The sequence below is a fragment of the Nocardia sp. NPDC059177 genome, assembly GCF_042755165.1.
Taxonomy (GTDB): Bacteria; Actinomycetota; Actinomycetes; order Mycobacteriales; family Mycobacteriaceae; genus Nocardia.
In genome coordinates this window covers 56,175-78,669 of the sequence record NZ_JBHZBX010000015.1, presented here as the reverse complement: position 1 = coordinate 78,669, position 22,495 = coordinate 56,175, and the positions used below count along the sequence as shown (strand labels likewise).

The window sequence follows — 22,495 nt, the reverse complement described above, 5'->3', positions numbered from 1 at the left end:
GTGACCCGTCATAGCGGGCACGAAGCCCACCACGACGGGTTCAGCACCAGGTCACGGCGTTCCCGCGGGGTCGCAGACCTTCCATTCACCGTCCGTGCGTTGCAGATCGAAGGTTCGCGCGGTCTGCTTCGCCGGGTCGCCCGTGGTCGATACCGTGGCCTGGGCCAGCGCGGTGTCATCGGTGATGCGCACCGCGTCGACGCTGGACACGACCGGAATCGACCCGTGATCGGTGGAGAGCCGGTGCACGTTGTCGAACTGCTCGGCGGTGATGGACTGGTAGAAATCGTGCAGTTCGCCACAGGTGCTCGTCCGCAGATCCGCCAGGTTGCCACTGCGCAGCGCGTCGGTGTAGTCACCGATAGCCGCCTTGACCTGTCCCTCGGGCGAGTTGTCCCCGCCGGTGACCAAGGCGAGCGCCGCCCCGATCGCCACGACACCCACGATCGCCGCGCCACCGACACCCAACAGCCACTTCTTCGACCGCCCCGCCGCTGGCGCGTCCACCGCGTCCGACGCACCAACCCGCTTCGGCGGCGCCACCTGCCGCTGCCCCGCCACCTGCTCGGCAGGCCGAGTCGGCCGAATATCGGCAGGCGAAGGAGCCGAAGCCACCCCCGGCTGCTGCCCACCAGCCCCCTTCGGCGCCGAAGGCTGAGTCTGCTCGACCCCCATCGCCCCAAGCGCCGCCCCTTGCTGACCTGGACCTTGTTGACCTGCGTCTTGTTGACGTGGGCCCTGCTGGCCGGGTCGCTGCGGACCCAGCCCCTGCTGGAACTGCTGAGCAGGAACTACCGGCCGCTGCCCAAGTCCACCCGGCCCCTGCGGCCCCGAACCACCAGCACCCTGTCGACCGGGCCCACCCGGCCCCTGCGGTCCCGATCCGCCAGCACCCTGCTGCCCGGGTCCACCCGAGCCGGGGCCACCGGTGCGCTGTTGCCCCGGCCCGCCGACGCCGGGACCACCGGCATCCTGCTTGTTGAGGCCGGCCGGCCCTTGCTGCCCGAGTCCACCAGGCCCCTGCTGCGCGGGTCCATCGGCCCCCTGTCCGGGTCCACCCGAGCCAGGGCGGCCACCGGCCTCCTGCTTGTTGAGGCCGGCCGACCCCTGCTGTCCGGGTCCACCCGGCCCCTGCGGTCCCGACCGGCCAGAGCCCTGCTGGCCGAGTCCACCCGGCCCCTGATTACCCGGCCCACCGGGCCCTTGCCGACCTGGCCCGCTGGCATTCTGCTGGTTGGGACCGCCGGGTCCTTGCTGCCCTGGACCGCCCGCGCCCGGACCGCTCACGCCTGGACCGCCCGCGCCCGGGCCGCTCGTGCGCTGCTGGCCGGGGCCTCCGGTGCCAGGGCCGCCCGCATTCTGGTTGCCAGGTCCCTGATTGCCCGGCCCGCTGGGCCGCGGATGACCTGGCCCGCCGGCACCGGGTACCCCGGCGTTCTGCTTGTTGAGGCTGCCGGGCCCTTGCTGACCCGGTCCACTCGGTGCCTTTTGGCCGGGGCCACCCGTGCCGGGGCCACCCGTGCCGGGGCCACCCGTGCCGGGGCCACCCGTGCCGGGGCCGCCCGCACCGGGACCACCTGCGCCGGGACCGCCCGTGCCGGGACCACCCGTGCCGGGACCACCTGCGCCGGGACCACCCGTGCCAGGACCACCTGTGCCGGGGCCGCCGGTGCGTTGTTGACCGGCGCCGGGGCCACTGGCGTTCTGGTTGCCCGGCCCGCTCGGGCCCTGTCCCTGGCCTTGATTGCCGGGCCCGCCCGGACGATTCAGTCCGGCGGCGCCCAGCGCACCGGCGACGGTGGGTCCCTGATTGCCGGGTCCACCCGGGCCTTGCTGGCCGGCGCCTGCCGGTCCCTGCTGCCCCGGAGCGCCGCTGCGTTGCTGACCGGGTCCGGACGGTTGTCCGGGACTGCCGGGTCCGTGGGGTCCGGGGCCCGCCGCTCCTGGCCCACCCGGTCCCTGCTGACCTGCCTGCCGCGGTCCACCCGGACCACGCGGCGTAGCGGGCGGCGGAGTCATCGCGGGCCGACCACCCGCGGGCGGCACCACCCGATCGGTGCCCTTGGGGCGCTGCACCAGCATCGCCGTGGTCGGCGCCTCCGCCGGATTCACCACCCGCATAGCCACGGTCTGATCCTCGGAGGGTGCGACGCCACCCTTCGCCGCCCCCGTCTGGAACTTCTGCGTCGCCTCGACATCAGACGAGTCGCCCTCGCCTGCCCCCGAAGCCGAGCCACCTTCGCCCCCAACGCTTCCAGCCCCTGCGGCCGAGTCGCCCCTGCCCGCACCACTACCGGACTCCGAGGCCGAATCGCTCAGGCCCGCAACAGCTGTCGCGCCAGGTACACGCGGGCCCGAACCCGATGCGCCGGTACCGCCCGCGCTCGTATCGGCTTTCGCGTCCCCAGCCGGCCGACCCGCATCCGTCGCGCCGGCACCGTCCGCATCCGAAGTCGCCTCCGCGCCGGAGGCGGGCTGACCGGCATTCGCAGCACCGGCGATGCCGGCAGCATCGGAGCTGGTGTCTGTCACACGCGGCGAGCCGACGCCGGTGGGTCGCACGACGACTGTCGAATCATCCTCAGCCGCAGTGGCTTCGGCGTCCTGTACCCGTTGTCCCGCGCCGGGCGAGGCAACGTCGGCGTTGGTGTTCGCACCCGAACCCGGGGCATCGCTTGCAGTCGCAGTCGCCGCCTGGTTTGTCGCACCAGCACCAGCACCAGCACCTGTGCTCGCTGTACCCGCTGTCGCATCGGCGTCGTCACCGGTGCCCCGGTGATCGGTTTCGGTCCGGTCTGCAGCACCCCCGCCCTGGCTGCCAGCACTCGCACCGGTACCGAGCGCGGAGTCCCTGTCACGCACCCCACGATCGGGCCCCGGGCTGTGCACCGAGTTGGCCGCATCGCCTGCGTATGTCGCGTCAGACCCGCTGGCCTGTCCGGCATCCGAGGTCTCACCGCGGGTGGTGCCAACACCTGCGGCGGTGCTCCGGTCGGACTTCGGGTCCGCATCGTCCTTCGACGGACGATCGGCCTGTGCCATCGCCGCCGTCGACACGTCCTCTGGTGTCGGCTTCGACTGTCCGCGAACGGTTTTCACCGTCTGGTCGTCCGCTGACCCACCCCGGTCGACGGTCGGTATCCCGCCGGGAATCCGCATGGCCGTGGTCGGGGCGTCCGGTCCGGCGAGGTCGGCGGGGCCGCCCTGCGGGGTGTTGCCCTGTGTGCCCGGGCGTCCCTGGGCCAGTCCGGCCAGCGGTGAACCACCAGGTCCGGGCGAACCCGCGCCGGCAGGTCCTGGGCCTGCAGGTCCGGATGCATCGGCGGCACGGTCCGGGGTGCCCGACCGGCCGCCGGCGCGCGACGCCTCGGCGGCGGCACCTGCCGCGCCGGGCCGTGCGCCGCTGTTCGCTGGGGCCTGCCCGCCGGACTGCCCGCCGCTGTTCGCTGGGGCCTGCCCGCCGGACTGCGCGCCACCGCCCGCCGGGCCCTGGCCGCCGGGTCGCGCGTCGCGACGGATGACGACCGTCTCCGCGGTCGGTGGCGGAGTGGGGTGGCCCGATTCGGGGCTCGACGAATCGCCGCGCTCGGCGGGGCGTTGCCCGGGCGTGCCGGGACTGGTGGCATCGGCTGCCGGGTTGTTCTCGTCGGTCGGGTCGGACACCTCTGTACCCCTCGCTCAGGCTCGAACGTTGCACTCGCCGATCAGCCTAATGGGCGGCGCGCGCGAGGCGTCGCTGATCGCCGTGCGGCGGGCCGGGCGGCGGCGCCGGGGCCCGCGGTGCACAATGAAGCACATGTCTTCCTTCGGTGACCTGCTCGGACCGCAGCCGGTCCTCCTCCCTGAACTGATCGACGCCGAAGATGCCATCGCGGCGGGCACCGACCCGGTCAAGGTCGCCGCCGATCATCCGGCCGCGTCGATCGCCTGGGCCACGCTGGCCGAGGCGGCGCTGGACCGTTCCAGCGGCGAAGCCGACTACGACACCGTCGCCGCCTACGCCTTCGCCCGCACCGGCTACCACCGCGGCCTCGACCTGCTGCGCCGCAACGGCTGGAAGGGTTTCGGCCCGGTCCCGTGGAGCCACGAGCCGAACCAGGGTTTCCTGCGCAGCGTCGGCGCGCTGGCCAGGGCCGCGAAGACGATCGGCGAGTCCGAGGAGTACGCGCGCTGCCTCGACCTGCTCGAGGACTGCGACCCGCGCGCCGCGGCCGAGCTCGGTCTGGACTAGCCGGCACCGCGGATCGGATCGTCGGTGAGCGATCCCAGATCTGTCGTCGCCGCGGCCACCCCGGTGGTCACCGCGGCGAAGGCGAGCACGGTCGACCGCCTGAAGGCCTCGGCCGTGCGGTTGCGGCTCTCGGCGATCCCGATCGTGCAGTGCGCGCTCGGCGCGGCACTGGCCTGGTTCATCGCCCACGATCTCGTCGGTCACCTGGAACCGTTCTTCGCCCCGACCGCCGCGGTGGTCTCGATCGGGGTCTCCTTCGGCGCGCGCATCCGGCGCTCGGCGGAGCTGGTGATCGGTGTCGCGGTCGGGATCGGCATCGGTGACCTGTTCATCGCCCAGGTCGGCACCGGTGTGTGGCAGGTCGGGCTGGTGGTCGCCGGCGCGATGGCGGTGGCCGTATTCCTCGACAGCGGCGCGATTCTCACGATCCAGGCGGCCGGTTCGGCGGTGCTGGTCTCCACGCTGAACCAGGCGCCCGGCGCCGGCCCGGCCCGCATGATCGACGCGCTGATCGGCGGGCTCGTCGGCGTGCTGATGGTCGCCGCCATTCCGCTGCACCCGGTGCGCCGGGCCCGCGAGCACGCCGCCGAGGTGCTGTCGGTGATGAGCAAATCGCTGATCACCTGCGCCGACGGTCTGCTCGAACAGGATTCGTCCAAGGTGCACGAGTCGCTGACGTCGGTGCGCGCCACCCAGAAACAGATCGACGCGCTGCGCTCGGCGCTGGAGGGCGGCCGCGAGATCAGCCGCATCTCCCCGCTGTACTGGAACTCCCGCAAACGGCTCGAACGCATCCATTCCGCCGCCGACCCGCTCGACAACGCCATCCGCAACACCCGTGTGTTGCTGCGCCGTTCGCTCACCCTGGTGCGCGATGACGAGGTACTCGACCCGCGTCTGATCGACCTGGTCGACCAGCTCGGTCATGCCGTCGACGTGGTGCGCCGGATGATGCTGGCCGACCCCGGCGAGCAGCCCGATCAGGCCGAGGCGGCCCGGGGGCTGCGCAGCGTCGCCAGGAACTCGCGGCCGGAACTCGTTGCCGGCGCGGGCCTTTCGGCGCATGTGGTGTTCGCGCAGATCCGTTCGATCGTGGTGGATCTGATGGTGGTGTGCGGGATGCAGCGCATCTCGGCGATCGCGCTGCTGCCGCCCACCGTGCCCAATCCCTATGTGACGCCGGAGGAATGAGTCCTCAGTCGCCGACGGGGGAGACCCGCGCGCGGCCGGAACGCAGCGAGAACCGCTTACGGTCGAAGTCCCAGACACGGTAGATCGGCCACTGCGAGGTGTGCATCAGCCAGGCGCCGGTGATCACCGCCCGGTGGAACGGCACCACCGTGTAGCCCTGGTTGGCAATGGTCTGCAGGCCGCGCAGCTGGTATTTCCACCACACGCTCGGTGGCGTCCGGCGGCGGCGCGCCGAGATCTGCGCGCGCAGCCGGGGCAGCTGGTCGATGCGCAGTTTCGCCTTGGTCAGGCACAGGGCCAGATCCAGGTCTTCGTGCAGGTCGCGACGGGTGGTGGTGACCGGCCGCACCTGCTCCCAGGCACTACGCCGGATCGCCATATTGGCGCCGTGCACATTGCCGACAGGTTGATGCTTGATCAGCCCGAGCCGGTGCTGGGCGTCGATGGCGCCGGCCAGGAAGAACCCGATCGGCGAATCGTGGTAGGTGCTGATGCCGGTGACGGCCATGGTGTCCGGGTGCGCGTCCAGATGCGCGCGCACGGTGGCGCCCCAGTCGAGCGAGACGAGGGTGTCGGCGTCGATGCGGCCGATGATCTCCCCGCGCGCGGTTCCGAAACCGGCGTTACGGGCATGGGCGACACCGGGATTGCGCTCGTCGACCAGTTCGATCTTGGGATGGTGGGCGGCCAGCTCGGTGACGATCTCGCGGGTGCCGTCGGTGCTGCCGTTGTCGACGACGACGATCTGATCGATCGTGTCCTGGCCGACCAGCCGCTCCAGGCAGGCGGTGATGCGGGATGCTTCATCGAGCGCGGGAATGACGACAGTCAAGACAGCAGCGGAGCTCATAGCGTTTCCGTTCAACTCCAGAATCGGGTCAGGTAGCTCCCGTTGGAAGCCCACCAGTCAGGTACCCCCGATACCTCGAACAATGCGTACACCGCGTTGAAGAACACTTGGCTGAGCGGAGTGAAGAAGATGAGCGCAAACAGGATCAACATGCCGTACGGCTTGATCTGGTCCAGCGAGCGCCTGGTCTGGTAGCTCAGCGACGGCTCGAGCACCCCGTAGCCGTCCAGGCCCGGCACCGGCAGCGCGTTCAGCAGGAACGCCGTGATCTGCAGGAACGCCAGGAAACTGAGCCCGTACCAGAACGCCGCGTGCTCGGTGGCCGAGCCGAACGTCCGGATCACGATCAGCAGAATGATCGCGCACAGTGCGTTCGAGGCCGGGCCGACCCCGCTGACCAGCCGCTGCACACTCGCCTTGAAGCCGGCGGTGTTCACATACACCGCGCCGCCGGGCAGGCCGATGCCGCCGAGCGCGATGAACACCAGCGGCAGCCCGATCGACAGCACCGGATGGCTGTACTTGAGCGGATTCAGCGTGAGATACCCACGCACCTCCACCTCGTGGTCGCCCGCGCGCCACGCCACATACGCGTGCCCGAACTCGTGCAGGCACAGGCTGATGATCCAGCCGAACACCACCAGCACGAACACGCCGACCTTGGCGCGCACCGACTCGACATCGGCGTCCCAGGCGAGCGCGCCGCCGAGCACGGTGATCAAGACGATGAGCAGGAAGACCGGGCTGGGCCGGATGGCGCTGTGGCCGGTCCGTCTGCCCGATGTGAAGGAGTACGTCATCTCACCAGCAACCAGGGGTGTTCGTAGCGGTAGAAGGTCGAGCGGGGGACCTTGCGGTCGGTGGTCACGCCGTCCCGGGTGACGATCGCGCCGGGCGTCCCGAGCTGCGCGGCCCGCCCCGACACCCAGGTGCGTTTGCGCATGCCCCGACGGACCCGCGCGCGCACGCCGGGCATGGTCATCGTCGGCGAGATCAGCATCGTGGTGACGATGCCGCTGAACAGCAGCGTGTCGTCGACATAGGCCTCGCCTTCGAGCTTGGCGCCGTCGAGGCCGGTGATGCTCGCGCGCCCGACCAGCACGGTGCCGGTGTCGTCGCGGATCAGCGGCGTCTCGATGGCGCGGCCGGCGATGGCGATCTTGGCGGCGGCGTTGCCGGTGGCGGTCTGGTAGACCCGCGAGGCGTAGGTGGTCTCGACCGGTACGTAGCCGACCTCGACATGCAGTCGCTCGGTGCGCATCAGATGGGTGAGCACGGCGGCCAGCGCCGCGTCGGCGCCGAGCACGATCAGCCGGGGCAGGCTGTCGGCGGCGAGGACCGGAAGCAGTTCGTCGATCACGGCGAGATCGGGAATCGGGTCGGTCTGCGTGGTCGGTAAGGAGGCGAGGGCGATGGGGACCGGGATGTCACCACATCGGAGAACGTGGGTACTCAAACTGCGGTACACCCTCCTCGATCGGGTCGACTGTGTGTCGCCCACAAACACGTGGCAAAACCCCCTGCCGACAGGTAACCGTATCCGATGGCTAGACTGTGTCTCCGGCCACCGCCTCAGAAAGGCAGGTAGCTGCAGTGCTGATGTGCGCTGCCGTCGATCTGTAGGAGACTCCGAATGCCGGCAATCGTCCTCATCGGCGCCCAGTGGGGCGACGAGGGTAAGGGCAAAGCTACCGACCTGCTCGGTGAGCGGTTGCAGTGGGTGGTCCGATACCAGGGCGGCAACAATGCCGGCCACACGGTGGTGCTCCCCAACGGCGACAAGTTCGCGCTGCATCTCATCCCGTCGGGCATCCTCACTCCCGGTGTGAAGAATGTCATCGGCAACGGCGTCGTGGTCGATCCCGGCGTGCTGCTCGACGAACTGGCCGGGCTGGAAGAGCGCGGGGTGGATACCACCGGCCTGCTGCTCTCCGCCGACGCGCACCTGATCATGCCGTACCACGTGGCCATCGATAAGGTCGCCGAGCGTTTCCTGGGCAGCCGCAAGATCGGCACCACCGGGCGCGGTATCGGCCCCTGCTACCAGGACAAGGTCGCCCGCGTCGGCGTCCGCGTGGCCGACGTGCTCGACGAGAAGATCCTCACCCAGAAGGTCGAGGCCGCCCTGGAGTTCAAGAACCAGGTGCTGGTCAAGATCTACAACCGCCGCGCGCTGGACCCGCAGCAGGTGGTCGACGAGGTGCTGGGTCAGGCCGAGTCGTTCAAGCACCGCATCGCCGACACCCGCCTGGAACTGAACCTGGCGCTCGAGCGCGGCGAGACCATCCTGCTGGAGGGCTCGCAGGGCACCCTGCTCGACGTCGACCACGGCACCTACCCGTTCGTGACGTCCTCGAACCCGACCTCCGGCGGCGCCGCTGTCGGTTCGGGTATCGGTCCGAACAAGATCGACACGGTGCTCGGCATCCTCAAGTGCTACACCACCCGTGTCGGCTCCGGCCCGTTCCCGACCGAGCTGTTCGACAACTTCGGTGAGTTCCTGGCCAAGCAGGGCGGCGAGGTGGGCGTCACCACCGGCCGCGCCCGGCGCTGCGGCTGGTTCGACGCGGTGATCAGCCGCTACGCCACCCGCGTCAACGGCGTCACCGACTACTTCCTCACCAAGCTCGACGTGCTGTCGGGTCTGGACACGGTGCCGATCTGCGTCGCCTACGAGATCGACGGCAAGCGGGTCGAGCAGATGCCGACCACGCAGACCGAGTTCCACCACGCCAAGCCGATCTTCGAGGAGATGCCGGGCTGGTGGGAGGACATCTCGCACGCGCGCACCTTCGAGGAGCTGCCGGCCAACGCGCAGGCGTATGTGCTTCGGCTGGAAGAGCTTTCGGGCGCGCGGATCTCCTGCATCGGCGTCGGTCCCGGCCGCGATCAGACGATCGTGCGCCACGACGTGATCGCCTGATCCTGCGTCGCGAACAGCCCCTCCCCGTTATCGGGTGAGGGGCTGTTTTCGTCGGGCATCACCGCTGATCAGCGCGACACGCGCGAGTGATGTCGACTCGCTATCGATTTGACAGCATCCGCTCGGCAAACGCTATCGTCGCTGCGCGGTACGCGGGGACGTGCCGTTTTCCTTCGGTGTTGTGAGTGGGTGTTCGGCGTGATCCGTCGGTCCGATGATGTGAACTACTCGACGGCGCGGCGGATCGCCCGCCCGGTCGTCGGGGTGCTGCCGATGGCGCTGGCCGTGGCCTGCGCCGGGATCGCGGTCGCGGTGCCGCAGCCGGGCGTCACCGAGCCGCCCGTGCAGCCCGGCGTCACCAGCCCCGCGCCCGGCGACGACCGCTCGGAGCTGACCAACCCAGGCGGCGGCGACAGCCTCGACCATCTGGCGCCCGGGCGCGAGTCGCGGCCGGTGCCCGAATACGCCACGCCCGCGCCGCCGATCGTCATCGAGGAACTGCATCTGCCCGAAGCGGTCGAGCCGGTGGCCCCGATCGCCCCGCCGCCGCGCACCCTGCGCATCGGCGACTTCACCAGCCCCGTGCCCGACGAGGTGCCCGACGACCTGCTCGGTGGCGTCAACACCACCGCCGCCGATGTCGAGGCCGCCATCGCCACCCAGGGCCGCTCGGTCGGTATCAACCCGAGCCGTTCGGACAAGATCGCCGCGGCCACCGTCGGCGGCGCGCTGGCAGGCGCGACGGTCGTCGGCGTGCCCGGCGCGGTGGTCGGCGCGGTCGGCGGCGGCCTGATCGGCGCCGGTATCGGTGCCGGTGTCGGCTGGGTCGTCGGCGGCAGCACCCCGGTCCTGGTCGGTCCCGGCGCCGCGATCGGTGCCGCCGCGGGTGCGGCCGTCGGCGCGACTATCGTCGGCGTCCCGGCCGCGACCGTCGGTGCGGTGGGCGGTGGTGTCATCGGCAGTGTCGTCGGCGCGACCACCTTCCCCGGCACCGACCCCGGCGCCCCGGCCAGTCCCGCCGACCCACTGGAACAGCTGGTCGACGACCAGCTGAAAAACCTCCCCTGCGACGCGATCCCGCACCTCCCGCCGCTGCCGGTGGTCCCGCTCCCCGAGCTCCCGCTCCCACAGGTCGTCTTGCCGCAGGTCACCCTGCCCCAGCTCCCCGACTGCCCCTGCAAAGACTGACCCCCGCCCGATACGGCATCCCAGCGAGCTGACCCGCTGCCCATGCGCGCCTGCCGGTCGACGCCGGCCTCGGCGTGGCAGTCGGCGGCGTGCCTGGCGCGGTGGGCGGTGCGGTCGGCGGAGGCCTGACAATCACCGGTGGGAGCCGGGCGGGGGAGTACCGTCGGATCTGGTCCGGACGGAGGTGGCTGATGTCGGTGCGTGGTGCGGTGGCGCTGACGCTGCTGGCTGTCGGCGTGGCGGGATGCGCGCCGTCGGCCGACGCGCCACCCACGCCGTCGCCCAGTGACTCACCGGTGAGCAAGGTATTACCGCCAGCACAGACATTGACGCCGTCCCAGCAGCGCAACGAGCGCATCCGCGGCATGCTCTACACGGCGGGCTGCACCAGCAATGCCTGCGTGCAGACCTACTTCGCCTGCATGGACGGCTACCTCGACGGCGAGCCATGCCAGTTCTTCCGCGACCATCCACCACCACCCTGAGGCGCCATCGCCTGAGGGTCGGCGTCAGCGGCGGTATTACCTTGCGCGGGTGAGGAATTCGCCGACGGCGGGGGCGAGGATGGGGATCTTCGGGTCGTGGCTTACGCCGGGCAGTTCGGCGAACTCCGCGTCGGGCAGCACCTCGACCGCGGCTTTGGCGCCCTTGGTGAGCAGGGGGGCGGTGTGCTCGCCGGCCAGGACCAGCACCGGCACCTTCACGCCGGCCCAATCCTCGGCTTGGAGCTGCTGGCCGCGCATGTACGGCCGCATGACCGCCCAGTCGTGCGCGGTCGAATTCGAGGTGGCCGCCAGCTTCTTCCAGTACGGCGTCACCCGCATGACCCCGACCATCAGCCATGGCATGCCCATCACCTTGGTCATGTAGTAGCGCACTGTCTTGTTGCGCTTGCCCGCGGCGATCATCGGATGCAGTTTGTCGGCCAGATCCTTCGGCGGTACGTGGTCTTTCGGGTCGACGACGAACGGCGGCTCGAACGCCACCACACTGCTGACCCCGGGCACGGCCTGCGCGGCCAGCAGTGCCAGCGCCGCGCCGGAGGACCAGCCGAACAGCGCCGCCTGCCCGCCCGCGGCCTCGACGAGCGCCGCGATATCGGCGATCTCGTTGGCCACGTCGTACACCCCGGGCGAGTCGGCGCTGTCGCCGCGCCCGCGCCGGTCGTAGTTCAGCACGGTCAGGTCGTAGTCGTCGGCCAGTGCCTGCGCGAGCGCGACCATCGACGGGAACTCACGGTGACTGAACGCCCCGCCGATCAGGATCACCGTCCCGGCCGTGCCTGCGCCGACCCGGTCGTAGGCGATCGTCGTGCCATCGGCCGACGTCACTGTCTGCATGCTGGTTCCTCTCGATTCCGATGTGCGACCAGAGGGTACGCGATTCGGCTGTGCCCAGACGCGGAGCGGACTGGCGTAATCGTGCAAATCGTCGGCCGCGAATCGTTTTTCCGACTGGCGGACGGCCGATTGCACGATTACGCCGGTTCAGAACAGCGTCGGCTCCCCGAACCCCGGCGTCCGCTCGATGTCGAGCAGGCGCGCCTTCGTGCCGATCCCGCCCGGCGCGGAGAACCCGTGCAGGGTGTGGTCGGCGGCGAGGACGCGATGGCACGGGATGATCAGCGGAATCGGGTTTCGGCCCAGCGCCTGACCGACCGCCTGGGCCGAGCCTGGGGCGCCGAGGCGAGTGGCGACTTCGCCGTAGCTGAGGGTGGAGCCCGGGTCGATATCCCTGGTCACCGCGTACACCGCGCGATGGAATTCCGGTAGCCCGCGCAGGTCGACATCGATCCAGCGCAGCGGATCCACCGCACCCTCGAGGTGCGCCCTGACCCCCGCGATCGCCTCGGTGATCACGGCTCCCGGATGACTCTCCGCTACCGGCGCGCCGCCGAACGGCCGGGTGATCCGCGCCAGCGTCTCCTCCTCGCTGGCCTCGGGCAACTGGAACCGGACGACGCTCTCGCCGCGCCAGGCGATCGCGCACAGCCCGATCGCGGTGTCGAACAGGGCCGCGACGACTGTGTCCGTCCTGGTCGATTCGGTACCGGAACTCATAGACACAGTGTGCGCCGCCCGGGTGACACGTTCCGCCGGACCCCGCGATCAGGCAGCCAGTGGCTTGCGAACAGTGCCAGTTTTCGGCAACTGGACTGGTTCGTCGGGTTCGGGGGTGTGCGCCCGGATGGCGTCCAGATCACGCAGCGCCCGCTGCTCGTCGTACGTGCTGAATGCCCGGTCATGGGGCAGATATTGGAACGGCCAGAACGGCAGTTCGCCGCGCTTGGGGGAGAAGTGGTAGGCGGCGAATGCGACGGACAGGGCGACGGCGAGGGCGAGGAAAGTGGTCATGTTTCCAACAATCCGCCAACTGGCCTTGCCTGGAAATATCCACTTACGGAATACTGGACTTCATGGCGACAAGAGTGATCGGCGCGGCGGGCCTGGCCCGCGATCTCGGCCGGTGGCGTGACCCGGAGGCCGACGACGCCCCCGAGCGCCGCCCGCACCGCCCGGCCTACCTGGCTCTGGCCGAGGCGATCCGGCTGCTGATCCACGACGGCCGCGCGCCGCTCGGGGTCGCCCTGCCGAGTGAGCGCGATCTGGCCGGCACGCTCGGCGTCAGCCGCACCACCATCACCTCCACCTACTCGCTGCTGCGCGAGCACGGCTATCTGATCAGCCGCCAGGGTTCCCGCAGCACCGTCGCCCTGCCGCCCGCCATTCAGCACGACGGCGCCAAGCCCGCGCGCGGGATCATGGCGCTGATGGCGCAACCGGAACTGCCGACCATCGACATGACCTACGCCGCCATGTCTGCGCCACCGGAACTCCACGACGCCTATACCGCTGCCCTGCAAGGGATTCCGGCCTACCTCGGCACCCACGGCATGGACCCGGTCGGAGTGCTGGCCCTGCGCGAGGCGCTGGCCCGCCGCTACACCGCGCGTGGCCTGCCCACCGAACCCGATCAGATCCTCGTCACCCTCGGCGCCCAGCACGGCCTGCGCCTGCTGCTCAATGTGCTCACCTCGCCCGCGGCCCGCGTGCTGATCGAGCATCCGACCTACCCGAACGCGATCGAGGCGATCCGTGATGTCGGCGCCCGCCCGATCCCGGTGCCGTTGCGGCCCGAATTACCGCACGCCGGTTGGGATCTCGACGGTATCCGCAGCACCGCCCGGCAGACCGCGGCGACGCTGGCCTACCTGGTCCCCGACTTCAACAACCCCACCGGCCTGCTGCTCGACGAGGCCGGTCGCGCCGAACTGGCCGCCATCGCCCGCGACACCAGGATGACCATCGTCATCGACGAGTCGATGGGCGAACTGAACCTCTCCGGCGCGCCGATGCCGCCGCCGGTGGCCGCGTTCGCCAAGGGTTCGGAGATCATCACCATCGGCTCGGCGTCGAAGTCGTTCTGGGGTGGTCTGCGGGTCGGCTGGATCCGCACCAACCAGGCACTGATCACCAAGCTTCTCGGTATCCGCGCCACCGTCGACCTGGGCACGCCGGTGATGGATCAGCTGGCCACCGTCGACCTGCTGGAGAACGCCGACCCCATCCTCGATCGCCGCCGCGAACAGCTGCGCGCGCAACGCGCCGCCCTGCTCGACGCGGTCGCCGAAGACCTGCCCGGCTGGCACATCATGCCCGGTGCGGGCGGGATGTCGCTGTGGGCGCAGCTGCCGAGCCCGGTCTCCACGGCGCTGGCCGCCACCGCGCCCAATCATGGCGTATTGCTCGCCGCCGGACCACGTTTCGGCGTGCAGGGCGCCTTCGAGCGATTCCTGCGCCTGCCGTTCACCCACCCCGAACCGGACCTGCGGCTGGCGGTGAAATCGATCGCATCGGCCTACGCGGCGCTCACTCCGCGCGCTGCGGATCCGCTGCAACCGTTGACCTGCTACTGAGCGGTCAGCCGAACCCGCACGAGACGGGCGTGTTCGGCCGCACGGTCTCGTAGCCCGCGCCGAACATGAACAGCGTCGAGATCACCACGGCGACAGTGGTCAGCGGCACCGCGACGGCGCCGCGGCTGGACGGATGGCGGAACAGCAACATCAGCAGACACACCAGCGCGATGGTCGTGCCGAGCAGCAGACCGGTGGCCAGGCCGTTGAGCACGCTGACCGCGACCGGGACCGGCGCGTCACTGCGGCACCGGGATTCGACGAGCTGGGCCTGGCGATCGTCGAGCGCACCGGCCATGGCGAACGCGAGCAGCGCCGAGCCGAAGGCGGTGACCGCGATGAATGCGGCGAGCACCTTCGGTGGCCGATGGCCGGTGCGGACCCGAATCCTGTCGTCGATAGCGGTCAGACTACCGACGACAGGACGGGAAATCAGTCAGCCCAGACCGTTTCGATCGGTGTCGCCACGGTGGGCGGCGGGGTCGGGACGGCGCCGGGGGTGCGCGAGAAGCGCGGTGCGGGCGCGTGCTGGACCACGCCGTCGATCTCCACCAGGCCGGTGCGGGCCGCGATGTGCGGGTTCTCGGTGGCCTCGGTGAAGGTCAGCACCGGGGTGGTGCAGGCATCGGTGCCGTCGAAGATCTCGGCCCACTCGTCGCGGGTCTTGGTCTTGAACTTGTCGGTGAACAGCTTGCGCAGCTGCTCCTGCCCGTTCGGATCGATCTGCATCGGCAGACCCTCCGGGTCGATCTCCAGCCCGGCCAGCAGCTCGGCGTAGAACTGCGGCTCGATCGCGCCGACCGCCATGTACTTGCCGTCGGAGGTCTCGTAGGTGTCGTAGAAGGCCATGCCGGTGTCGAGCAGGTTGGTGCCGCGCTCGTCGGACCACAGGCCGACCCCGCGCATGCCCCAGATCATGTGCGACAGGGCGAGCGCCCCATCGACCATCGCGGCGTCGATCACCTGGCCCTTGCCGGAACTCTGCCGCTCGACCAGCGCGGCGAGCACGCCGAACACCAGGAACATCGAGCCGCCACCGAAGTCGCCGACCATGTTCAGCGGCGGCACCGGGCGCTCGCCCTTGCGGCCGATGGCGTTGAGCACGCCGGTCAGCGAGATGTAGTTGATGTCGTGGCCTGCGCGGTCGGCGAGCGGGCCGTGCTGGCCCCAGCCGGTCATCCGGCCGTAGACCAGGCGCGGGTTGCGGGCCAGCGCGTCGTCGGGGCCCAGGCCCATGCGCTCGGTGACGCCGGGACGGAAGCCCTCCAGCAGCACGTCGGCCTTCTCGACCAGGTCGAGGATCTTGGCCACGTCGGCCGGGTCCTTCAGGTTCGCCTCGACGATGGTGCGCCCGCGCCACTGTGGACGTTCCACGAAGCCGGGCAGCTGGTTGGGGCGCTGCACGCGCACGACATCGGCGCCCAGGTCGGCCAGCAGTAGCGCGGCGTGCGGGCCGGGCCCGATGCCGGCCAACTCGATGACCTTGATGCCCGCGAGGGGCCCCTGCTTGGCGGTGGACTCGCTGCTCACGCGTTGACCTCAGTTCGTCGACGAACGGTATTGACGCTTCGACAATAGCGCTGGGATGGCGGCTCGGGTAGGCCATGGGTGAGAATTTCCTCAGGCGCCACTCGGCGCGGAAAACGGGAGGACCCGGTTGTGAGCGTGTGGGGTGAGGTCGTCGTCGGCCTCGTCATTCTCGTCGGCATCGTCGGCGTGATAGTACCGATTCTGCCGGGGGTGATCCTCATCTTCGCGGCAATCGCGGTGTGGGCGTTGCTGACCGGCGGCTCGGCGGCCTGGACGGTCTTCGCGATCGCCACGGTCGCGCTGGTGCTGTCCGGCGTCGTGAAATACACCTGGCCGGGCAGGCGGATGCGCGAGGCGGGGGTGTCCAACCGCGCGCTGCTGGCCGGCGCGGTGCTCGGCGTCGTCGGCTTCTTCGTCATCCCGGTCGTCGGCCTGTTCATCGGCTTCGTCCTCGGGGTGTACCTGGCCGAGCTGTACCGGCTCAAGACCAACCAACTGGCCTGGCCCGCGACCCTGCACGCGCTCAAAGGTGTCGGCCTGTCCATGCTGGTCGAACTGTTCGGCGCCTTGGTCGCCGCCGGTGTCTGGCTGACCGGCTCGATCCTGGCCTGAGCTACTTCTCGATGACCGGCAGCGGGCGGGTGCGCTCGTCCGCGCCGGGGAGTTGGCTGCGGGGGATCGGGACGGTCGGGTTTTCGCTGCGGGGGATCGGCATGGTGGGCATCGGGTCGGTGGCTGGGCGGTCGACGGCGGGCAGGCGGTAGAACTCGCGGGCGTTGTCCTCGAGCACCGCGTGCATATCGGCGCCGACGACGCGGCTGATCAGGTCGACGTCACGGTCCTCGAACGGGCGGCCCGCGCGGGTGCCGGGCAGATCGGTACCGAACATCAGCGCGCCCGGATTCACCGCGTGGATGCGGCGCAAGGTCTCGGCCACGTCCATGTCGACCCGGCCGAACCCGGTCGCCTTCACCCTGGCACCGCGATCCACCAGATCCAGCAGATACGGCAGGCCCTCCTCGGACATGCCGAGATGGTCGATCGAGAGCGCGGGCAGCTTGGAGATCACCGGCTGGAGCGAGGCCAGCATCTGCCCGTCGATATAGAGCTCCACATGCCAGCCGGCCAGCTCGTGCGCGCGCAGCGCCTGCCGGGTCATCTCGGTGATGTCGGCGGCGGCGCGCTTGAGATTGAAGCGGATAGCGCGCACGCCGGCCTGATCCAGCTCGAGGATCTCGTCGTCGCCGGCGTCCAGATCCAGCCGGGTCACCCCCACCCAGTCCGGCCCGAGCGCGGCCAGCGCCGCCTTGAGGTAAGACTGGTCGACGCCCTGGAAGGACGCGCTGACCACCGCACCACCGCGAACCTCGAAGCGCTGCATACGCTTTCGATAGTCCGCGATGGTGTAGGGGTCGGGTAGGTAGCCTTCGTTCTCGATCAGCGGGAAACGCGGATCGATGATGTGGACGTGCGCATCGAACACCTGTACAGAATGCCCTATTTCTGGAGCGCTGGCTGCCTAGACCTTGTTGGGCTCCGAGGCGCGCAGCATGTCCTCGCGCTCGACGACCTTCACGCGCTCGCGGCCCTCGGGCTCGCCCAGGGCGCGCTCGTGGGCGTCGAGGCGGTACCAGCCGGCCCAGGTGGTGAACGGGATGCCCTTGCTCTCCAGGAACTCGGTCACCGCGTCGAGCTCGGGCTTGGCCGCCGGGGTGAAGTCCTTGGCGTCGTCGAGCAGGCAGGCGATGGTCTCGTTGGCGTCGCCCTTGGTGTGGCCGATGAGGCCGACCGGGCCGCGCTTGATCCAGCCGGTGACGTAGGTGGCCGGCATGAACCGCGCCGAGCCCTCGGCGGCCTCGTCGACGATCACGCGACCGGCCTCGTTGGGCACGGTGCCGGCCTGATCGTCGAACGGCAACTGGGTGACGTTCTGCGACAGGTAGCCGACAGCGCGGTAGATCGCCTGCACGTCCCACTGCTTGAACTCGCCGGTGCCCTTGACATTGCCGGTGCCGTCGAGCTGGGTGCGCTCGGTCTTGAGACCGACGACCTGGCCGTCCTCGCCGATGATCTCGGCCGGGGACTCGAAGAAGTGCAGGAACAGCTTGTGCGGGCGGTCGCCCTGGTCGCGGATCGCCCACTGTTCGAGGGTGTTGGCGACCATGTCGACCTGCTTGGAGTTGCGGCGCGCGGCCTCGGAACCCTCGTCGTAGTCGATGTCCTCGGGATCGACGATGACCTCGATGGTCGGCGAGTGGTCGAGTTCGCGCAGCTCGAGCGGGGTGAACTTGGCCTGCGCGGGCCCGCGGCGACCGAAGACGTGCACCTCGACGGCCTTGTTGGCCTTGAGGCCCTTGTAGACGTTCGGCGGGATCTCGGTCGGCAGCAGCTCGTCACCGGTCTTGGCCAGCACGCGCGCCACATCGAGGGCGACATTGCCGACGCCGAGCACGGCGACCTTCTCGGCCTCCAGCGGCCACGAACGCGGCACGTCCGGGTGGCCGTCGTACCAGGACACGAAGTCGGCGGCACCGTAGGAGCCGTCGAGGTCGATGCCGGGGATCGGCAGCGCGCGGTCGGCGTTGGCGCCGGTGGAGAAGATCACCGCGTCGTAGAACTGACGCAGGTCGTCGAGGGTGATGTCGGTGCCGTAGTCGATATTGCCGAGCAGGCGGACCTGCTCTTTGTCGAGCACCTTGTGCAGGGCGGTGATGATGCCCTTGATGCGTGGGTGGTCGGGGGCGACGCCGTAGCGGATCAGGCCGAACGGCGCGGGCATGCGCTCGTAGAGGTCGATCGACACCTCGGCATCGGACTTCATCAACGCGTCGGCGGCGTAGATACCGGCCGGGCCGGCACCCACGATCGCGATGCGAAGTGGGCGAGTCGCTGCACTCTGTTCGGTCATTTCTACGTGCACCCTTTGGTCGAGAACTATTGACGGCGTCAAATTTAGCTTAGGCTAAGTTGGCGATCCGGCTGCTGGCAGCTGCCTGTACACCCCGGCAGCAGGCCGCATTCTCCGCGATTCTATCTGCGGTGCCGTGGCCACCCGGCGCGCGGTGTCGTTGCCCGCATCGGGTCTGTCAGGATTACAACATGGACGAGGAGCAAACAGGCGCGGAAGACCAGCCCGTGGTGGTGGATCAGACCGACAAGCGATCCATCGTCCCGTTCGTCGCGGCCGCGGTGATCGCGATCCTCGTGCTCACCGGCATCGTGCTGGGCGGGCTGCTTTCACCCGCTGAGAAAAATGTCACAGAGGCCGACCGGTTCGCGGCCGCCGTCACCAACTATATCGACGCGCGCTCACGCAGTGAGCTGCGTCCGCCGCCGGGTGTCGCCTGCCCCGGCTTCGACGAGCAGAAGTCCGGCCTCACCGAGCGGCTCGGCGGCCCGAAATCGGAAGTGACGATCGACAAGAAGGGTTTCGACAAGGCCACGGTGAACGGCGACCGGGCCAAGATCGACGCCACCGTGCGGATCGGCGACACATCGTCCACCAGCACCTGGAACCTGACCAGGGTGGATGGCGACTGGCTGGTCTGCGCGCCGTAGCACTGTTTGACACGGTGACCACTGCCGGGGCAATCTCAGATCGCAAGGTCATGAGTACCAGCGCCAAGCCCCGGCTCGCTGGTCGGCAACCCTCCTCCGCGGCGGGGTGCTCCGGGTGACGACCTGGCCGTGTGCCCGGACAACCGGCACGGCAAGAGCGGATTCACGCAGGAGGTTCGACATGACTTACGCCGGCGACATCACCCCTGAGAAGGCGTGGGAGATCCTGACCGAGCACCCCGACGCGGTGCTGGTCGACGTGCGCACCGAAGGTGAGTGGGCGCAGATCGGCATCCCCGACACCAGCTCCATCGAGCGCCCGGCCCACTTCATCGAATGGGTCGACGGCACCGGAACCCGCAATCCGACCTTCGGCGCGGAACTCGAGCAGGCCCTGGCCGGGCGGCCCGACGACGCGCCCGTGGTGTTCCTGTGTCGCTCCGGGCAGCGTTCCATCGGCGCGGCGACCGTGGCGACCGCGGCGGGCATCACCCCGTCCTACAACGTGCTGGATGGTTTCGAGGGCGGCCCCGACGCGTTCGGGCAGCGCGGCAGTGTCGGCTGGCGCGCGGTCGGCCTGCCGTGGCGTCAGGCATAAGGAGAAACGCATGATCACCGGTGGTTCGTTCGACAAGCCACTGCCCGAGGGCGTCGGCCCCGCCACCCTCGGTGTGCGCGGCGGCGTGCGCCGTTCCGGGTTCGAGGAGACCTCCGAGGCGCTGTATCTGACCTCGGGTTTCGTCTACGAGAGCGCCGAGGCCGCCGAGGCCGCGTTCACCGGCGAGGTCGAGCATTTCGTCTACTCCCGCTACGGCAACCCGACGGTGGCCATGTTCGAGGAGCGCATCCGCCTGCTCGACGGCGCCGAAGCGGCCTTCGCGACCGCGTCCGGCATGTCGGCGGTGTTCACCGCGCTGGGCGCGCTGCTGAAGGCAGGCGACCGGCTCGTCGCCGCGCGCAGCCTGTTCGGTTCCTGTTTCGTGGTGTGCAACGAGATCCTGCCGCGCTGGGGCATCGAGACCGTCTTCGTCGACGGTGACGACCTCGAGCAGTGGGAGCAGGCCCTCTCGGTGCCCACCCAAGCCGTGTTCTTCGAGACCCCGGCCAACCCGATGCAGACCCTCGTCGACGTCCGCAAAGTCGGCGAGCTCGCGCACGCCGCGGGCGCGAAGGTGGTGCTGGACAACGTCTTCGCCACCCCGCTGCTACAGCGCGGTTTCGAACTCGGCGCCGACGTGATCGTCTACTCCGGCACCAAGCACATCGACGGCCAGGGCCGCGTACTCGGCGGCGCCATCCTCGGCGCCAAGGACTACATCGACGGCCCGGTCAAGAACCTGATGCGCCACACCGGCCCCGCACTGAGCCCGTTCAACGCCTGGACCCTGCTCAAGGGCCTGGAGACCATGCCGCTGCGCGTGCGCCAGTCCACCGAATCGGCGCTGCGGGTAGCCCAGTTCCTGGAAACGAACAAGTCCGTGAACTGGGTGAAATACCCCTTCCTCGAATCACATCCGCAGCACGCCCTGGCCACCTCCCAGATGTCCGGCGGCGGCACCGTCGTCACCTTCGAACTCGCCGGCGACGACGGCAAGAAGCGCGCCTTCGAGGTCCTCAACCGCCTGCGCATCATCGACATCTCCAACAACCTCGGCGACGCCAAAACCCTGATCACTCACCCCGCCACCACCACCCACCGAGCCATGGGCCCGGAAGGCCGAGCCTCCATCGGCCTCTCCGACGGCGTGGTCCGCATCTCGATCGGCCTCGAAGACCTCGAAGACCTCCTCGCCGACCTCGACCACGCCCTCAGCTGATCACCGCTCCCGCGACGGCCCGGCCGTCAGCGGGAGGCGGAGCGGTGTGTTCACTCCCAAGGATTGACGATCGGGACTCCCGTGGCAGTGAAGTCCTTCACGTTCCGGGTAGCCACCGTCATTCCGTGCTCGCCTGCGGTCGCCGCGATGAGGGTGTCACGTTCGGGGCGGGGATCAGGCACGTGCATGTGTGCGGCCCGGCGTGCGACGGCCAAGTCGATGTCGAGAATTCGTCCGGCGAAGGTATCGAGCACGGTGTCCTCCAACCATGCCCGGAGACGCTTTCCCTGCTCGTCGTCGCGCCGTTCGACTCGTCCGATGCCGATATCGAGCTCCATGATCGTGACCACGCTCAGATAGAGCTCGGACGGACGGCGGGCCGAAGTCCACGCACGCACCGCGGGGTCCGCCGCCTTCGCCGACTTGCGCAACTCGCTCAGCACGTTCGTATCGAGGAGGTAGTTCACAGCGGGGGAACCCGCAGTTCCACCCCGAGCGGCGACGGATCGAAATCGACGTCGTCGTAATCGTCCATGCTCAGTCGAGCGACGATGTCTTGACTGTCCGCGCGTAGCCGCCGGTACTCCTCGATCGAGAGCAGTACGAAGGCTTCCTCGCCGCGGTCGGTGATCACCACCGGTCCCTGCAAGGCGGCGCGTTTGGCGGCGCTGACATCCCGGTTGAGCTCACGCGCACTCATGGTCGACATCGCAGCTCCTCTCCTGAGAGTAGGTACGTACCTACTGTACGCCTACCTGTGCTCGACAATCGACGGGTTCAGACGCCGGTGGCACCGTCGATGCGTTCGCGGAGGAGGTCGGCGTGGCCGCAGTGGCGGGCGTATTCGGCGATCATGTGTGTGTAGATCCAGCGCAGGCTGACCTGGCTGTCCAGGAACGGGCTGGTATCGGTGAGTTCGCGGGTGGCGCAGTTGCGGCGGGCGTGGGCGGTCTCCTCGTGCCACACGGTGTGCGCGTGCGCGTACGACGAGTGTTCGGATACCTCGAACCCGCCGTCGTGGCCGGTGGTGTCGGCGTCCGGGTCGTGGATCGCCGGGACCGGCTCGCCGACGAGCACTCGGCGGAACCAATTCCTTTCGACCTCAGCCATGTGCTGCACCAGCCCGAGCAGTGTCAACGGCGACGGCGGCACCGTCGCCGCCCGCAGCTGATCATCGTCCAGCCCTTGGCATTTGGCCGCCAGCGTCGCACGGTAGAAATCCAGCCAGGACTCCAGCGTCGTGCGCTCGTCGGCATCCAGCGGCGGCATCGGCCGTTCATCCATCGTCACA

24 protein-coding genes and 1 riboswitch are annotated in these 22,495 nt (G+C 69.6%); of the genes, 10 read left to right on the top strand and 14 right to left on the bottom strand.

Annotated features, from left to right (window positions below; genetic code table 11):
• Window positions 1-51: 51 nt before the first annotated feature.
• The gene (locus ACFXK0_RS19655; protein ID WP_379411931.1) at window positions 52-507 is read right to left on the bottom strand and encodes a hypothetical protein; all 456 of its coding nucleotides are present in this window, start codon (window positions 505-507) and stop codon (window positions 52-54) included.
• Between the two features lie 3,289 nt (window positions 508-3,796).
• On the opposite strand from ACFXK0_RS19655, the gene ACFXK0_RS19650 reads away from it, so the two are divergent.
• Both ACFXK0_RS19650 and ACFXK0_RS19645 read left to right on the top strand, forming a co-directional pair.
• Window positions 3,797-4,231 carry a DUF3151 domain-containing protein gene (locus ACFXK0_RS19650; protein ID WP_379411930.1) on the top strand — a complete coding sequence of 145 codons (435 nt, stop codon included), beginning with the start codon at window positions 3,797-3,799 and terminating at the stop codon, window positions 4,229-4,231.
• Between the two features lie 24 nt (window positions 4,232-4,255).
• Window positions 4,256-5,422 (top strand): aromatic acid exporter family protein, encoded by a 1,167-nt coding sequence (locus tag ACFXK0_RS19645; RefSeq protein ID WP_379411929.1) that lies wholly within the window; start codon window positions 4,256-4,258, stop codon window positions 5,420-5,422.
• A gap of 4 nt (window positions 5,423-5,426) precedes the next feature.
• Here ACFXK0_RS19645 and ACFXK0_RS19640 read toward each other — a convergent pair whose 3' ends face one another.
• Genes ACFXK0_RS19640 through ACFXK0_RS19630 form a run of 3 tightly spaced genes read right to left on the bottom strand, consistent with a single transcriptional unit; the run spans window position 5,427 to window position 7,728 of the window.
• The gene (locus tag ACFXK0_RS19640) at window positions 5,427-6,272 is read right to left on the bottom strand and encodes a glycosyltransferase family 2 protein (RefSeq protein ID WP_379411928.1); all 846 of its coding nucleotides are present in this window, start codon (window positions 6,270-6,272) and stop codon (window positions 5,427-5,429) included.
• Window positions 6,273-6,283: 11 nt separating this feature from the next.
• Complete coding sequence (locus ACFXK0_RS19635; protein WP_379411927.1) at window positions 6,284-7,072, bottom strand: site-2 protease family protein; 789 nt, start codon at window positions 7,070-7,072, stop codon at window positions 6,284-6,286.
• Window positions 7,069-7,728 (bottom strand): hypothetical protein, encoded by a 660-nt coding sequence (locus tag ACFXK0_RS19630; protein WP_379411926.1) that lies wholly within the window; start codon window positions 7,726-7,728, stop codon window positions 7,069-7,071. The genes ACFXK0_RS19635 and ACFXK0_RS19630 overlap by 4 nt, the downstream gene beginning before the upstream one ends.
• A 177-nt stretch (window positions 7,729-7,905) precedes the next feature.
• Here ACFXK0_RS19630 and ACFXK0_RS19625 point away from each other — a divergent pair, with 177 nt between their 5' ends.
• From ACFXK0_RS19625 to ACFXK0_RS19615, 3 genes are all read left to right on the top strand, one after another.
• Window positions 7,906-9,195: an adenylosuccinate synthase gene (locus tag ACFXK0_RS19625; protein WP_379411925.1), complete on the top strand. Its 1,290-nt coding sequence runs from the start codon at window positions 7,906-7,908 to the stop codon at window positions 9,193-9,195.
• Window positions 9,196-9,393: 198 nt separating this feature from the next.
• Window positions 9,394-10,383: a hypothetical protein gene (locus ACFXK0_RS19620; protein ID WP_379411924.1), complete on the top strand. Its 990-nt coding sequence runs from the start codon at window positions 9,394-9,396 to the stop codon at window positions 10,381-10,383.
• A 191-nt stretch (window positions 10,384-10,574) separates the two neighbouring features.
• Window positions 10,575-10,868, top strand: coding sequence for a hypothetical protein (locus ACFXK0_RS19615; RefSeq protein WP_379411923.1), 294 nt, complete (start codon window positions 10,575-10,577; stop codon window positions 10,866-10,868).
• Between the two features lie 36 nt (window positions 10,869-10,904).
• Here ACFXK0_RS19615 and ACFXK0_RS19610 read toward each other — a convergent pair whose 3' ends face one another.
• The 3 genes from ACFXK0_RS19610 to ACFXK0_RS19600 all read right to left on the bottom strand — a co-directional run bounded on the left by ACFXK0_RS19610 (window position 10,905) and on the right by ACFXK0_RS19600 (window position 12,737).
• Window positions 10,905-11,723, bottom strand: a complete 819-nt coding sequence (locus tag ACFXK0_RS19610; RefSeq protein WP_379411922.1) for an alpha/beta fold hydrolase — start codon at window positions 11,721-11,723, stop codon at window positions 10,905-10,907.
• A gap of 147 nt (window positions 11,724-11,870) precedes the next feature.
• The gene (locus ACFXK0_RS19605; RefSeq protein WP_379411921.1) at window positions 11,871-12,443 is read right to left on the bottom strand and encodes a methylated-DNA--[protein]-cysteine S-methyltransferase; all 573 of its coding nucleotides are present in this window, start codon (window positions 12,441-12,443) and stop codon (window positions 11,871-11,873) included.
• Between the two features lie 48 nt (window positions 12,444-12,491).
• The gene (locus ACFXK0_RS19600; RefSeq protein ID WP_379411919.1) at window positions 12,492-12,737 is read right to left on the bottom strand and encodes a hypothetical protein; all 246 of its coding nucleotides are present in this window, start codon (window positions 12,735-12,737) and stop codon (window positions 12,492-12,494) included.
• 62 nt (window positions 12,738-12,799) lie between these two features.
• On the opposite strand from ACFXK0_RS19600, the gene ACFXK0_RS19595 reads away from it, so the two are divergent.
• Window positions 12,800-14,299 carry a PLP-dependent aminotransferase family protein gene (locus ACFXK0_RS19595; protein ID WP_379411918.1) on the top strand — a complete coding sequence of 500 codons (1,500 nt, stop codon included), beginning with the start codon at window positions 12,800-12,802 and terminating at the stop codon, window positions 14,297-14,299.
• Between the two features lie 4 nt (window positions 14,300-14,303).
• Here the strand turns inward: ACFXK0_RS19595 and ACFXK0_RS19590 are convergent, their stop codons facing one another.
• Window positions 14,304-14,654: a hypothetical protein gene (locus ACFXK0_RS19590; protein WP_379411917.1), complete on the bottom strand. Its 351-nt coding sequence runs from the start codon at window positions 14,652-14,654 to the stop codon at window positions 14,304-14,306.
• Between the two features lie 77 nt (window positions 14,655-14,731).
• Complete coding sequence (locus ACFXK0_RS19585; protein WP_379411916.1) at window positions 14,732-15,829, bottom strand: CaiB/BaiF CoA transferase family protein; 1,098 nt, start codon at window positions 15,827-15,829, stop codon at window positions 14,732-14,734.
• 129 nt (window positions 15,830-15,958) lie between these two features.
• Between ACFXK0_RS19585 and ACFXK0_RS19580 the strand changes: the two genes are divergently transcribed.
• Window positions 15,959-16,441 (top strand): DUF456 domain-containing protein, encoded by a 483-nt coding sequence (locus ACFXK0_RS19580; RefSeq protein ID WP_379411915.1) that lies wholly within the window; start codon window positions 15,959-15,961, stop codon window positions 16,439-16,441.
• A gap of 1 nt (window position 16,442) precedes the next feature.
• On the opposite strand, the gene ACFXK0_RS19575 is transcribed toward ACFXK0_RS19580, so the two are convergent.
• Complete coding sequence (locus tag ACFXK0_RS19575) at window positions 16,443-17,312, bottom strand: amidohydrolase family protein (RefSeq protein WP_379411914.1); 870 nt, start codon at window positions 17,310-17,312, stop codon at window positions 16,443-16,445.
• Between the two features lie 36 nt (window positions 17,313-17,348).
• Window positions 17,349-18,737 (bottom strand): FAD-dependent oxidoreductase, encoded by a 1,389-nt coding sequence (locus ACFXK0_RS19570; RefSeq protein WP_379411913.1) that lies wholly within the window; start codon window positions 18,735-18,737, stop codon window positions 17,349-17,351.
• A 59-nt stretch (window positions 18,738-18,796) separates the two neighbouring features.
• Here ACFXK0_RS19570 and ACFXK0_RS19565 point away from each other — a divergent pair, with 59 nt between their 5' ends.
• From ACFXK0_RS19565 to ACFXK0_RS19555, 3 genes are all read left to right on the top strand, one after another.
• The gene (locus ACFXK0_RS19565) at window positions 18,797-19,387 is read left to right on the top strand and encodes a hypothetical protein (RefSeq protein ID WP_379411912.1); all 591 of its coding nucleotides are present in this window, start codon (window positions 18,797-18,799) and stop codon (window positions 19,385-19,387) included.
• Window positions 19,388-19,433: 46 nt separating this feature from the next.
• A riboswitch (SAM riboswitch) is annotated at window positions 19,434-19,551 on the top strand.
• Between the two features lie 17 nt (window positions 19,552-19,568).
• Window positions 19,569-19,985 carry a rhodanese-like domain-containing protein gene (locus ACFXK0_RS19560; protein ID WP_379411911.1) on the top strand — a complete coding sequence of 139 codons (417 nt, stop codon included), beginning with the start codon at window positions 19,569-19,571 and terminating at the stop codon, window positions 19,983-19,985.
• A gap of 10 nt (window positions 19,986-19,995) precedes the next feature.
• Window positions 19,996-21,204 (top strand): O-succinylhomoserine sulfhydrylase, encoded by a 1,209-nt coding sequence (locus ACFXK0_RS19555; protein ID WP_379411910.1) that lies wholly within the window; start codon window positions 19,996-19,998, stop codon window positions 21,202-21,204.
• Window positions 21,205-21,254: 50 nt separating this feature from the next.
• Here the strand turns inward: ACFXK0_RS19555 and ACFXK0_RS19550 are convergent, their stop codons facing one another.
• The 3 genes from ACFXK0_RS19550 to ACFXK0_RS19540 all read right to left on the bottom strand — a co-directional run bounded on the left by ACFXK0_RS19550 (window position 21,255) and on the right by ACFXK0_RS19540 (window position 22,488).
• Window positions 21,255-21,671: a type II toxin-antitoxin system VapC family toxin gene (locus ACFXK0_RS19550; RefSeq protein ID WP_379411909.1), complete on the bottom strand. Its 417-nt coding sequence runs from the start codon at window positions 21,669-21,671 to the stop codon at window positions 21,255-21,257.
• Window positions 21,668-21,913: a type II toxin-antitoxin system prevent-host-death family antitoxin gene (locus ACFXK0_RS19545; RefSeq protein WP_379411907.1), complete on the bottom strand. Its 246-nt coding sequence runs from the start codon at window positions 21,911-21,913 to the stop codon at window positions 21,668-21,670. The genes ACFXK0_RS19550 and ACFXK0_RS19545 overlap by 4 nt, the downstream gene beginning before the upstream one ends.
• A 68-nt stretch (window positions 21,914-21,981) precedes the next feature.
• Complete coding sequence (locus tag ACFXK0_RS19540) at window positions 21,982-22,488, bottom strand: DinB family protein (protein WP_379411906.1); 507 nt, start codon at window positions 22,486-22,488, stop codon at window positions 21,982-21,984.
• Window positions 22,489-22,495: the final 7 nt, after the last annotated feature.